General features: G+C 33.9%; 13 protein-coding genes. 6 read left to right on the plus strand and 7 right to left on the minus strand.

The features are described 5' to 3' along the window. The first annotated feature begins 76 nt into the window (after window positions 1-76). A complete protein-coding gene (locus AC4FQX_RS06770) occupies window positions 77-2,134 on the plus strand; it encodes a site-specific recombinase (protein ID WP_491166921.1) in 2,058 nt (685 codons plus the stop codon). Here AC4FQX_RS06770 and AC4FQX_RS06775 read toward each other — a convergent pair. Continuing rightward, window positions 2,131-2,796, minus strand: coding sequence for an NAD(P)H-binding protein (locus tag AC4FQX_RS06775; protein WP_491166922.1), 666 nt, complete (start codon window positions 2,794-2,796; stop codon window positions 2,131-2,133). The two genes, AC4FQX_RS06770 and AC4FQX_RS06775, sit on opposite strands and share 4 nt — an antisense overlap. 41 nt (window positions 2,797-2,837) lie before the next feature. On the opposite strand from AC4FQX_RS06775, the gene dinB reads away from it, so the two are divergent. Continuing rightward, window positions 2,838-3,920 carry a DNA polymerase IV gene (gene dinB, locus AC4FQX_RS06780; protein ID WP_491166923.1) on the plus strand — a complete coding sequence of 361 codons (1,083 nt, stop codon included), beginning with the start codon at window positions 2,838-2,840 and terminating at the stop codon, window positions 3,918-3,920. 81 nt (window positions 3,921-4,001) lie between these two features. Here the strand turns inward: dinB and AC4FQX_RS06785 are convergent, their stop codons facing one another. The 6 genes from AC4FQX_RS06785 to AC4FQX_RS06810 form a co-directional block, all read right to left on the minus strand. Then, window positions 4,002-4,772 (minus strand): Bax inhibitor-1/YccA family protein, encoded by a 771-nt coding sequence (locus tag AC4FQX_RS06785; RefSeq protein ID WP_491166924.1) that lies wholly within the window; start codon window positions 4,770-4,772, stop codon window positions 4,002-4,004. A 127-nt stretch (window positions 4,773-4,899) separates the two neighbouring features. After that, window positions 4,900-6,330, minus strand: coding sequence for a pyruvate kinase (gene pyk / locus AC4FQX_RS06790; protein ID WP_491166925.1), 1,431 nt, complete (start codon window positions 6,328-6,330; stop codon window positions 4,900-4,902). A gap of 5 nt (window positions 6,331-6,335) precedes the next feature. Next, the gene (locus AC4FQX_RS06795; protein ID WP_491166926.1) at window positions 6,336-6,824 is read right to left on the minus strand and encodes an IPExxxVDY family protein; all 489 of its coding nucleotides are present in this window, start codon (window positions 6,822-6,824) and stop codon (window positions 6,336-6,338) included. A 112-nt stretch (window positions 6,825-6,936) separates the two neighbouring features. After that, window positions 6,937-7,677: a ribonuclease III gene (rnc, locus tag AC4FQX_RS06800; RefSeq protein ID WP_491166927.1), complete on the minus strand. Its 741-nt coding sequence runs from the start codon at window positions 7,675-7,677 to the stop codon at window positions 6,937-6,939. A 7-nt stretch (window positions 7,678-7,684) separates the two neighbouring features. Then, complete coding sequence (fabF, locus tag AC4FQX_RS06805) at window positions 7,685-8,938, minus strand: beta-ketoacyl-ACP synthase II (protein WP_491166928.1); 1,254 nt, start codon at window positions 8,936-8,938, stop codon at window positions 7,685-7,687. A gap of 217 nt (window positions 8,939-9,155) precedes the next feature. Next, window positions 9,156-9,392, minus strand: coding sequence for an acyl carrier protein (locus AC4FQX_RS06810; RefSeq protein WP_491166929.1), 237 nt, complete (start codon window positions 9,390-9,392; stop codon window positions 9,156-9,158). 175 nt (window positions 9,393-9,567) lie between these two features. On the opposite strand from AC4FQX_RS06810, the gene purN reads away from it, so the two are divergent. The 4 genes from purN (at window position 9,568) to AC4FQX_RS06830 (ending at window position 13,652) form a co-directional block, all read left to right on the plus strand. Beyond that, window positions 9,568-10,146 (plus strand): phosphoribosylglycinamide formyltransferase, encoded by a 579-nt coding sequence (gene purN / locus AC4FQX_RS06815; protein WP_491166930.1) that lies wholly within the window; start codon window positions 9,568-9,570, stop codon window positions 10,144-10,146. Further along, complete coding sequence (rnhA, locus tag AC4FQX_RS06820; RefSeq protein WP_491166931.1) at window positions 10,136-10,615, plus strand: ribonuclease HI; 480 nt, start codon at window positions 10,136-10,138, stop codon at window positions 10,613-10,615. The genes purN and rnhA overlap by 11 nt, the downstream gene beginning before the upstream one ends. A gap of 140 nt (window positions 10,616-10,755) precedes the next feature. Further along, complete coding sequence (locus AC4FQX_RS06825; RefSeq protein WP_491166932.1) at window positions 10,756-11,685, plus strand: PfkB family carbohydrate kinase; 930 nt, start codon at window positions 10,756-10,758, stop codon at window positions 11,683-11,685. Between the two features lie 68 nt (window positions 11,686-11,753). Further along, window positions 11,754-13,652 carry an amidophosphoribosyltransferase gene (locus AC4FQX_RS06830; RefSeq protein WP_491166933.1) on the plus strand — a complete coding sequence of 633 codons (1,899 nt, stop codon included), beginning with the start codon at window positions 11,754-11,756 and terminating at the stop codon, window positions 13,650-13,652. Window positions 13,653-13,678: the final 26 nt, after the last annotated feature.

Consider the following 13,678-nt stretch of genomic DNA (forward strand, 5'->3'; position numbering starts at 1 on the left):
ATTAAAGGCAAGTTAGCGAAATAACATTAACATATTTGTATTTTTGCAGACTAATGAAGAAGAATAGAAAATTGATATGAAGTTACTAAGATTTAGATCCAGAATAACATTGGTAGGTTTTTTTCAGGAAAATTTTGATGAAAAACAACACTGGAAATATAAAACAGACGATCTGGAGTTAATGGTAAAGCTGATCAATATAATCAGACCCAAAAATCCTCAAAACAAGAACACTGTTGATCTGCATGAATTAGTTTATATACTTGAAAAAAACCCTCTTTATAAAGAAAACTTAGCAGAATATATCAAACAGGTTCTGATAAATAAGAAATTCAATACTATTTTATCTGATGCAGGGATTTTACAAGATGCAGACTTTTTTCACGAAGTCAGAAAAAGAGTTTTTGCAAAACTAATTCCCGATCAGCCCCAAAAAGACACCTTAGGATATGTTCTAAACCAGGTATTCTTTGTTGATACAGACCCGATATGGTTAAAAAAGATTCCGGCAGAACAGGTAATGGAGATCTTCAGATTACTTGATTTTGATATAATTTACAGTTCCAATTCATCCGATTCGCCATTGTCAGAATTGTTTTTTGCAATGGGCGTTCTTTCCTATCGTATTTGCGGAAGAGCAATGGAAAGTGAAGTGATTAAAATGGTTCCTGAATACCAGAACTTTGAAAGTCCGTTTATAGCATTTCAGAGAGAATTGACTCTGATGGGTAAAAAGTTGATGGAATCACAGCAAAACTATATTTCTTCCGATGATTTAGATTATAAACAGCTGGTGATTTTACACAAACAATGTACTGATTATGTTACCACAGCTTTCAGTAATAGTGAAAAGTACGGGATTTCCTTACGAGTAAATCAAAACCTGTTAAGAATCAGGCAGCAATTAGTCCGATTGGGAACTTTGATTCCTTTACTGGTTCTTGATAAAGAAGAAGAAGCTGTTAAAAACACGATTTTCTTATCTTATAAATTAGTAGAATACAATTGCGATAAAAATAATATCAAAAAACTGATTAATGAAAGTACAGAATTACTTTCCTATGAAGTTACCCAGCATACAGCAAAAACAGGAGAACATTATATTACAGAAAGCAGAAGTGAATATTTTAAAATGTTCAGAACCGCTGCAGGTGGAGGATTCATTGTTTCAATCCTCTGTATTATAAAGTTACTCCTAGGAACCGTACAATCAAGCGATTTCGGACATGCCTTTTTATATAGTATGAACTATTCCATTGGTTTTATTATTATATATATGTTAGGCTTTACGTTAGCAACAAAACAACCAGCAATGACCGCATCCGCATTAGTGAGAGCTTTACAAGAAGGTATGAAAACGCCCGGAGAAAGTAGAGATAAACACAAAGCTTTTGCTGTCTTTTTTGCCCGTGTATTCCGTTCCCAGTTCATTGCTTTCGTAGGTAACGTACTGATTGCTTTCCCGATGGCTTTATTAGGAATATGGCTGATAGATATTATTTTTGATTATAATATAGCCAGTGAAAAGTGGCCTAAATTAATCAATGACATAAGTCCCGTTGCATCACCCGCTATTTTTCATGCCGCTATAGCAGGAGTATTTTTATTCCTGTCAGGAATTATAGCAGGAAGTATAGCAAATAGAGATAAACACGATCATGTTTACTACAGAATTCAGGAACACCCGTTACTAAAGTTAAGTTTAGGAAAAAAAGCCACTAAAAAAATAGCCGATTTTTATGAAAAAAGATGGGCAGGTATTATTTCTAACTTTTGGTTTGGGGTTTTCATGGGAAGCACAGCCTCAGTAGGTGTCTTTTTAGGCTTAAATTTAGATATCCGACATATTACTTTTGTTAGTGGGAACTTAGCTTTAGGTTTATATGGTGCAGATTTTCACATTTCAAACTGGATGCTGTTCTGGGGGATATTCGGGATTGGGATTATCGGTCTCGTTAACTTTACAGTTAGTTTTGGTTTATCATTAGGATTAGCCTTCAGATCCAGAAATATTCCTTTATCAGAATTAAAATCAGTAACCAGATCAATCTGGGAGCATTTCAAAGAAAAACCAAAAGAATTTTTCTTTCCGTTAAAGAAAAAACCTCAGACAGAAGAAGAGAAGACAGACTAATTAGTACTGCCGATCTTCTGTAGTATATCAGACTGTATTTTCGAGGTGTTATAAGAATTATTAGCCAACCATAGCATTGCCTTTGCAATAGTTTCCGGTGTGATGCTTCTGTATTTTTTTATTTTACCAAGAAGAATAGGATTTATTACTTTCATCAAGATACCCGCTAATTTTTCGATTGTTCGTTGTTCCTTACGAGCACCAGTAGTAATTAGAGAAGGTTGTAGAATAAAAGTATTCGCTATTTTCTGACTGAGAATGTTTTCTTCCATTTCTCCTTTAGTCCGATTATAGAAAACAGAACTGTTTTTATCTGCTCCCATTGCTGATATTACAATAAAAGTATTAATACCATTTTCTTTGCTGAGCTGAGCAGCAGTCACAGGAATACCGAAGTCGATGTTGTGATACATTGTTTTATTAGGAGTTTTGGCTTTAGTCGTTCCGATACAACAATATACTTCATCCGCAGTAAAATCATTCCTATGTTTTTCCAGTTCAAACAGATCTATGATAAACTCCTCTGTTTTTGGATCAAAAACGGCATTTTTACTCCTTGAAAAAAGTTTAATCTTTTCATAGCGATCATCTTTTATTAGTAATTGTAGAAGAGCATTGCCGGTTACACCCGATGCCCCCAAAATTATAGCAGTCTTCCCCATGGTTAGATTGTTTTTATCTAAAGATACAGTAATTTTACAGAATGGAAACACCTGAGATTTCGAGAAAAATAATTCATATTGATATGGATGCATTTTATGCCTCCGTAGAACAAATGGATCTCCCTGAACTCAGAGGCAAACCGATTGCTGTAGGAGGAGGAGAAAACCGAGGAGTAGTAGCGGCAGCAAGTTATGAAGCCAGAAAATTTGGTGTTCGAAGTGCTATGAGTGGTTATTTAGCAAAGAAGAACTGCCCTGAGTTGATCTTTGTCAGACCTCGTTTTGACAGGTATAAAGAGATCTCAGACAAGATTAGAAAGATATTTCATGAATATACAGATTTGGTAGAACCTCTTTCGTTAGATGAAGCTTATTTAGATGTTACCTATAATAAAAAAGGAAACCCAAGTGCTTCCTTAATAGCAGAAGAGATCAGGAAGAAGATTTTTGAAGAAGTAGGTCTAACAGCATCAGCAGGGATCTCAATTAATAAATTTATAGCTAAAGTTGCCAGTGATTATAATAAACCAAACGGTCAGAAAACCGTAAACCCGGAAGAAGTAATTTCTTTTCTGGAAGAATTACCCATTCGAAAATTCTATGGAGTAGGAAAAGTAACAACTGAAAAGATGTATAGTCTCGGGATTTTTACCGGTTTAGACCTAAAGATGAAGTCAGTAGATTTTTTAATACAACATTTCGGAAAATCAGGAGCTTATTATTATGATGTTGTTCGCGGAATTCACAAAAGTGAGGTCAGACCAGACAGAATAACAAAATCAGTAGGTGCAGAACGTACATTTGACAGTAATATATCATCCGAAATTTTCATGAAAGAAAAACTGGAAAATATTGCCGGAGAACTGGAAAGAAGATTACAAAAGAGTAAAATTTCTGGTAAAACAATCACGTTGAAAATAAAATACAGTGATTTCACACAGCAGACCAGAAGTAAAACACTACCTTATTTTATTGCGGATAAAAATTTAATTCAGGAAACAACATTGGAATTGTTATATCAGGAAAAATTAAAAGAATCCGTTCGGTTATTAGGGATATCCTTAAGTAATTTAAATACCGAAATTCGAAAAACAGTAGTGGTACAACTCAAGTTTGATTTTTAGCGATTCAGAAGATTATTCATTATAAACAGAAAACCCTTATTGAGATCAATAAGGGTTTTCTGTTTATTTGAAGAAGTAAGTTTAATTTCTGCTGGCTAGTTTAGATAATAGGCGTAAAAACTCTATATAAAGCCATACCAGAGTTATCATTAACCCCATGGCGCTAAACCATTCCATGTATTTTGGAGCCCTCACAGCTTCTCCTTGTTCGATTTGATCAAAATCAAGAAATAAGTTCAGAGCAGCAATAATGATTACAAATACACTAATTCCGATACTCATAAGAGAATTTCCATAATGTACCGGTACAAAACTGGTGAATAGTGATAAAAGCCAGGAGATGATATAATAAGTTGCAATTGCTAAAGTAGCAGCAATTACAATTCCTTTAAATTTTTCAGTAACCTTTACGATTTTGTATTTATATAATCCAAAACAAACAATAAAGGTTACAAAAGTAGCACCCACTGCCTGAATTACGATTCCCGGATACATCATTTCAAAAAGAGCAGAAACACCACCAATGAAAAACCCTTCAAAGATAGCATATCCCGGAGCCAGATAACCCGAATACTGAGGTTTAAAAGAAGCGATCAGTACCGTAATCAGACCAACAACAGCACCGCCAATAATAAAGGTCATGGGATTCATGCCACTATAAGTCATCCACCAAGTTACAGAAGCAGTTGCAACCAATAAAACAAGTAGAATGAAACTTTTATTAATAGCACCTGAAACAGTCATTGTTTCAATATACTCAGATGTGCGGTTTGCAGTAGCATCATTGTTATAAGCAGATACTTTTTGGAAAGATTTACTACCTAAAAAAGGGTTGTTTGATTTTAAACTCATAATGATTAATATTAGAAAGCCAAATGTAAAGATTTTTTATTTAGTACTAAATAATTTAGTTTTACTAAAAATAAAAATCCGCAGTTTAATAAAAACGCGGATTTTTTATTCAGGAATGAAAATCTGATTATTCTATTTCAGAAACTCTCAGTGTATTTACCATTCCCTTATTAGCTACAGGCATTGCAGCAAGATTAATAAGCATGTCTCCTTTATTAACATATCCTTTTTCTTTTGCGATCAAGTTAACATCATCAACAGTATCATCAGTACTTACAAACTTATCATAATACAGAGAAGTTACTCCCCATAATAAACTCATTTGAGTAAGTATTCTTCTATTCGAACTGAAAACTAAAATATGTGCCGAAGGTCTCCAGGCAGATATCTGAAAAGCAGTATAACCACTGTTAGTCAGCGTACAGATTGCTTTTGCTTTAATATCGTTAGCCATAACAGAAGCATGATAACAAATTGATTTAGTAATAAATCGATTTGTTCTTATCTGTGGAGTGTTCTGAGGAACCTGAATAAGAGGTGATTCTTCCACCGCTTCAATGATTTGGGTCATTTTTTCAATAACCTGAACAGGATAGTTTCCTACTGAAGTCTCTCCGGATAACATCACAGCATCAGCACCATCCATTACAGAGTTAGCAACATCATTCACTTCCGCACGGGTCGGAGTAAGGCTGGTAATCATTGTTTCCATCATTTGTGTAGCAATAATTACAGGAATACGAGCCGTTTTAGCTCTGTGAACCAGTTTTTTCTGAATAAGAGGAACCTCATGAGCAGGAACTTCAACACCAAGATCACCACGGGCAACCATTAGTCCGTCACAGTAAGCAACAATTTTATCAATATTATCTACCGCTTCCGGTTTTTCAATCTTAGCGATAATTGGAATTTTATAGCTCGAATGTTTAGCAATAAGATTTTGTAATTCGATAAGATCTTCAGGAGTTCTTACAAAAGAAAGAGCCATCCAGTCTACTTCATTTTCAATAGCAAACAAAGCATCTTTAATATCTTTTTTAGTTAGAGCAGGTAATGAAACTTTTGTCTGAGGTAAATTAACCCCTTTTTTAGATTTCAACGGCCCCCCCTGAATTACTTTAGCAACAACCTCATCAATTTTGTTGGTTTCAACAACTTCAAAGATTAGTTTTCCATCATCCAGTAATATTCTTTCACCCGCATTAACATCCTTTGGGAATTCTTTATAGTTCATGTAGACTCTTTGAGCAGTTCCAGGAATATCCTCAGCAGTAGTAAACGTGATGATATCTCCGGGATTTACTACTACATCTTCTTTCATCACACCTACACGAAGTTTTGGTCCCTGTAAGTCAGCCAGTATTGAAGTAGTATATCCGAACTCATTATTTAAACCTCGTATAATATCTATTTTAGATTTTACATCATCATAGTCAGCATGTGAAAAGTTAATTCTAAAGACATTAACACCAGCGTCAATCATGTCCTTAATCACGTTCTTTGTGCTGCATGCAGGTCCTAATGTAGCTACAATTTTAGTTTTTTTCTTTGTTAACATTGTAATTAAAAAATTAAATTGTTTTTAGATTTTATCTGACTGATTTCAACTTTATATACAGCTGACACCCAATCAATTTTGTTTATTGTATTGATAATATTATTTGCATTAAAAAATATATCTATATTTTCAATTTTCAAAAAATAATCTACTTTTTTCAGTTCAGGAAGGAGATATACTTTTTTTGAAATTTCAAAAGGTAAATCATAAAACAGGTTATTTGATTTTTCGGATTCATTGATTGAAATTGCTTTTTTATTCTGAACTAAATTCCAAAAAATGTCTTTCCTTAAATCTTCATATGTAAATCTTGAAAAGTGAGTTTCACCTTCATTTATATTTATATGCACTTCATTTCTATTTTTACTTAATAAGATCGGTAGTTCCTGATTAATTAAAAAAGCTAAACGATAATCTTCTAATGAGGTATGAATAGCGATAAGGCTATAATCAACCTCATCAAAATCATCAAAGCTTAATTTATGAATCGCCATCTAAATAAAAATATTATGTAAATATAGCATTTCTAAAACAGAAAAGACAGGAAGAATTGTATCTTAACTATATTTTTACAACGAAAACGATGTAGTTTTTACTAACGTTGTTTTATTTTGTGTTAATTTTTTCCTGAAACGCAAAATAGGCTCTTTGAGAAGCTTTCTCTTCCGCTTTTTTCTTTGAAGTAGCTCTGGCTTTCGCTACCACTTTATTGTCAATACTTAATTTAACACCAAAATATTTTTGAGAATCGATTCCGTTATCTTCAAAAACATCATAATGAAAAGATTTTTTCTCCTTTTGACACCATTCGATTAAAAGGCTTTTATAGCTGATAACCTTACCTTCTAGTCTTGATATATTAACATAGGGCAGGACAACCCTTCTATTAATGAATTTTTCACAATAAGTATACCCTTTGTCTAAATAGATAGCCCCGACCAATGCTTCAAAAATATTACCATGAATATTTTCACCAAAATGTTGTGGAGAAACTTTGCTTTCCACCATTTTTATTAATTGCAGATCTCTGCCTAATTCATTTAAATGTTCCCTACTTACAATTTTTGAACGCATTTTGGTCAGATATCCCTCATCTCCAAGAGGGGCTTCATTGAATAGATAAGCCGCAATAACACTGCTTAACATAGCGTCTCCAAGAAACTCTAAACGCTCATAATTGATAGGTGTACCATCCTTATCCTGTTTGTTTGAAGATCGATGTGTAAAAGCACTTTTATAGAATAAAATATTACTAGGTGTAAAACCAACAATTTTTTTAATATTATCAAAAAAAATCCCGTCTTCTGGAGAACGGGAATTTGAAAATATTTTTTTAAGGATGCTCATTTCTAAATTATAAACCTAATTTTTTAACTAATACGCAAGCATTGTGTCCGCCAAATCCAAAAGTATTACTCATTACCACTTTCATATCTCTTTTCTGAGCAGTATTAAAAGTGAAATTTAATTTCGGATCGATATTTTCATCATCAGTAAAATGATTAATAGTTGGAGGAACTATTCCATATTTTATAGATAAAATAGAAGCAATAGTTTCAATAGCACCTGCAGCACCTAATAAATGTCCTGTCATTGATTTTGTTGAATTCAGGTTCAGATTGTATGCATGTTCACCAAATACAGCCTGAATAGCTTTAGATTCTGCAATATCTCCAAGAGGAGTTGAAGTACCATGCATATTAACACCATCAACATCTTCCGGTTTTAATCCGGCATCTCTTAAACAGTTAATCATTACGTTTTTAGCACCTAATCCTTCCGGATGTGGGGCTGTTATATGATAAGCATCAGCAGACATACCACCACCACTTACTTCACAATAGATAGTTGCGCCACGAGCAACAGCATGTTCATATTCTTCAAGTACAAGAGCTCCTGCACCTTCACCCAGAACAAAACCTTCACGATCTTTATCCATTGGTCTTGATGCTGTTTTCGGATCATCATTTCTGGTTGATAATGCATGCATAGCATTAAATCCTCCAATACCGGCAATAGTTACAGCAGCTTCAGAACCTCCTGTTACCATTACATCAGCATAACCGATACGGATATAATTAAAAGCATCAATTATAGCATTTGTAGAAGTAGCACAAGCAGAAACAGTAGCGAAATTAGGACCTCTGAAACCGTATTTTATCGAAATATGACCTGAAGCAATATCAGAAATCATTTTTGGGATAAAGAAAGGATTGAATTTTGGAGTACCATCGCCTGCTGCAAAATTAAGAACCTCATTTTGGAAAGTTTCTAAACCCCCAATACCGGATCCCCATATCACACCTACTCTGTCTTTATCTAATTTATCCAAATCGAATTTAGCATCGTTAACAGCCTCTTCAGAAGAAACCATGGCATATTGGGCATAACGGTCTAATTTTCTTGCTTCTTTTCTGTCAATGAAATTGTGGATATCAAAGTTTTTCAATTCGCAAGCAAACTGAGTTTTAAATTTGGAAGCATCAAAATAGGTAATTGGAGCAGCTCCACTAACACCATTTATAAGTGCATCCCAATATTCTTGGATATTATTCCCAATAGGAGTAAGAGCGCCTAAACCTGTAACTACAACTCGCCTTAATTTCATACTTAAAAATTTATTTTAATTCTTGTTTTAATAAATAATACCCATGCAGTTCTCATTATGGAAATCAGAAAGAAACATGGGTATTAGATAGTAAATTATCTTAATGATTGAAATACAATCTATTTTCTAATTACTTACCTTTAAAATATTAACATTTAAAGTTTAATAAATAATGACATCCATGTGCTTTTGAAAACACATGGATGCATATTATTTATTATTTTCTTGCCTCTTCTATATATGAGATAGCTTGACCAACAGTAGCAATGTTTTCTGCTTGATCATCCGGAATTTGAATATCAAATTCTTTTTCAAACTCCATAATAAGCTCTACCGTGTCTAATGAATCAGCTCCTAAATCATTTGTGAAGCTTGCTTCTGTTACAACTTCGTTTTCGTCAACACCTAATTTGTCTACGATAATCGCTTTTACTCTTGATGCAATGTCTGACATAATCTTTAATTTTAGAATTTAAATTGATGGCAAAAATAAAAAACTTTATTTGAAAACAATAGATTACCTGAAAAATGTGGCACTAATTTATGAAATAATTTTCAGAAAGAAGTTAATTTACTTTCGTTTTGTGGTTTATTATTCCGTTTTTTGCAGTATAAAAAGTATAGAATTTATGAGGAAAATTGTAATATTCGCTTCGGGGGCAGGCTCTAACGCAGAAAGGATTATTTTGTATTTTGGTAAAAGTGAAAAGGTAAAAGTTGAAGCTGTATTTTGTAATAATAAAAAGGCCGATGTGATCAAAAAGTCAGAAAAATTGGATGTGCCGGTCGTTATTTTTGCAAAAGAGGACCTTTTTGGAGGTCAGGTTTTGGAAAAACTGAATAATTTTGAACCTGATCTGATTATTTTAGCCGGATTTCTATTAAAATTTCCAAAAGAGATTGTAGAAGCTTATCCAGATAAAATTATTAATATCCACCCTTCATTATTACCTAAATATGGAGGAAAAGGTATGTATGGAATGAATATTCATCAGACAGTAATAGAGAATAAAGAAACCGAAACAGGAATAACAATACATTATGTAAATGAAGAATACGATGATGGAAACATCATTTTTCAGAAGAAGATTACCGTTTCAGAAAACGATACCCCCGAAATGGTCGCAGAGAATATACATACATTAGAGTATGAGTTCTTCCCAAAAGTAATAGAACAATTAATTCAAAAACAGAATTTTGACAAATAACCACGAAGTACATATATATACAGATGGAGCAGCCAAAGGAAATCCGGGACCCGGAGGATATGGAGTGGTCATGGAATGGGTTGATAAACCCTATAAAAAAGAAGTTTTTGAAGGATTTCAGTTAACTACAAATAATCGTATGGAATTATTAGCCGTTATTGTTGGTTTAGAAATGCTGAAGATCGCAAATACAAAAGTTCTGGTTATTTCAGATTCCAAATATGTTGTGGATTCCGTTTTAAAACGCTGGGTTTTTCAATGGGAGAAAAAAGGATATGCCGGGAAAAAGAATCCCGATTTGTGGGAGAGATTTTTAAAGATATACAGAAAACATCAGGTAGATTTTAAGTGGATAAAAGGGCATAATAACCATCCCCAGAATGAAAGATGCGATCAGTTAGCCGTTATGGCATCACAAAGCAGTCCGCTTTCAATCGATGTTTTTTATGAAAAAGAAGCAGGGAAATAATATAAATGAAGATAATTTATTGAAAACGATTATTTTACAGATTGTCTTTCAGTCTAATTTTTAGAATAATCTTAATGTAGAATTCATTTAATCATACAAAACTATATCTTATATTTGCATTTTAATTTTTTAATATACTTATGAATAAATTATTGATTGTTGGAACTGTTGCTTTTGATGCTATTGAGAGTCCTTTTGGAAAAACGGATAAGATCTTAGGAGGAGCAGGAACGTATATTGGTCTTTCAGCTTCTTTTTTTGATGTTCAATCAGCTATTGTTTCGGTTATAGGAGATGACTTTCCACAAGAGTACATAGATGTATTAAAAAACAGAAATATAGACCTGTCCGGATTAGAAGTAGTAAAAGGAGGGAAAACATTTTTTTGGAGCGGAAGATATCACAATGATCTGAATTTAAGAGATACTCTGGACACACAACTGAATGTTTTAGCTGATTTTCAGCCGAAAGTCCCTGAAAATTATAAAAAAGCCGACATATTAATGTTAGGTAATTTACATCCTTTAGTTCAGATAAGCGTTTTAGATCAAATGGAAGTAAAACCAAAATTAGTAGTGCTGGATACTATGAATTTCTGGATGGACTGTGCATTGCCGGAATTACTGGAAGTAATCAAGCGTGTAGATGTTATCACAGTAAATGATGAAGAAGCAAGACAACTAACAGGAGAATATTCATTAGTAAAAGCAGCTGCAAAAATTCAGGAATTAGGTCCTAAATATGTAGTAATCAAAAAAGGAGAACACGGAGCATTATTGTTCCATAAAGAACACGTTTTCTTTGCACCGGCATTGCCCCTTGAAGAGGTTTTTGATCCAACAGGAGCAGGAGATACATTTGCAGGAGGTTTCGTAGGATATTTGGCACAAAGTGAAAACATATCTTTCAAGAACATGAAAAATGCCATTATATATGCATCTAATTTAGCTTCTTTCTGCGTTGAGAAATTCGGAACAGAAAGAATGGAAGAGCTCACAAAAAAAGAAGTTTTAGAAAGGCTTCAGCAGTTTAGATCCCTGACACAGTTTGACATATCATTATCAGAATAACGGGTAATAACCCGAAGCCTCGTTAACGAGGCTTTTTTTATCAACATAACTACAACTAAATAACTACAATGAGTGATGCTTTAAAACATGAATGCGGTATAGCCCTTCTAAGACTATTAAAGCCTTTAGAATATTATAAAGAAAAATATGGTTCCGCTTTTTATGGAATAGAAAAAATGTATCTCCTGATGGAGAAACAACATAATCGCGGACAGGATGGAGCAGGATTAGCCAGTATAAAATTGGATGTTAATCCCGGAGAGCGATATATTAGCAGAGTTCGTTCAAACCATGCACAACCCATTCAGGATGTTTTCTCTCAGATCAATGAAAGAATTAATGAAGAATTAATTTCAAATCCGGAATATAAAGACAATGTAGCCCTACAAAAATCAAATATACCTTATATAGGAGAATTATTTCTGGGGCATGTACGTTACGGAACATTTGGAAAAAATAGTATTGAAAGCGTTCATCCGTTCCTGAGACAGAATAACTGGATGCATCGTAATCTTATTGTTGCCGGAAATTTCAATATGACTAATGTTAAAGAACTTTTCAATAGTCTGATCGAATTGGGACAGCATCCAAAAGAGATGGCGGATACCGTTACAGTAATGGAGAAGATTGGTCATTTTCTGGATGGAGAAGTAACCCATTTATATCAGGATTGCAAAAAAGAAGGGCTGAATAAACAACAAGCCTCTCCTGTAATTGCAGAAAGACTAGATCTTGCCAAAATTTTAAGAAGAGCTTCAAAGAACTGGGATGGAGGATATGCAATGGCAGGTTTGTTAGGTCATGGAGACGCTTTTGTTTTTAGAGACCCCGCAGGAATTAGACCAGCATACTATTATCAGGATGATGAAATAGTAGTTGTCACCTCAGAACGACCGGTTATACAAACAGCCTTCAACATTCCTTTTGACAAAATAAAAGAAATCGAGCCAGGACATGCTCTTATTGTTAAGAAAAACGGAACCGTTTCAGACGAAGAGATTTTACCAATGCTTCCAAAAAAAGCCTGTTCCTTCGAAAGAATCTATTTCTCAAGAGGAAGTGACGCCGAAATCTATCAGGAGCGTAAAGACCTTGGAAAGCTGATTCTTCCGGCAGTTCTCAAAGCAATAGACAATGATACCGATAATACCGTTTTCTCCTATATTCCGAATACTGCCGAAACTTCCTTTTATGGATTAGTAGAAGCAGCACAGGATTTTTTAAACCAGAGAAAAATAAAAGATATTCTCGATAAAAAAGAACAGTTAAGCGAAGAAAAACTACAGGAAATCTTATCCGTAAAACTAAGAACAGAAAAAGTAGCGATCAAAGATGCAAAACTAAGAACCTTTATAACCGAAGACAGCAGTAGAGACGATCTTGTAGCTCACGTCTATGATGTTACTTACGGAGTGATAAAACCAACCGATAATCTGGTAATCATCGATGACAGCATCGTTCGTGGAACAACGCTGAAAAAGAGTATTATCAAAATGATGGATCGTTTATTACCAAAACGTATTGTAGTAGTCTCTTCCGCTCCACAGATAAGATATCCCGATTGTTACGGGATTGATATGGCAAAACTCGAAGGACTGGTAGCTTTCAGAGCAGCACTCGAGCTTTTAAAAGAAAGAGGGTTATATCATACAGTAGATCAGGTATATGAAAAATGTAAAACACAGGAAAATTTTCAGGATAAAGAAGTTATTAATTATGTAACAGAAATATATGCGCCTTTTTCAGATCAGGAAATTTCAGATAAAATAGGGCAAATGTTATGTTCAGAAGAAATTCAGGCAGAAGTAAAAGTAATATTCCAAACCGTAGAAAATTTACATATTGCCTGTCCTAAAAACTTGGGAGATTGGTATTTCACCGGAAATTATCCAACACCAGGAGGAAACAGAGTAGTGAACCGAGCCTTTATGAATTTCTATGAAGGAAAAGATGCCCGTGCTTATTAAGAAAAAAATCAATGTGTAAGTATCCT

This window comes from Flavobacterium sp. AK-301 (genome assembly GCF_058310215.1).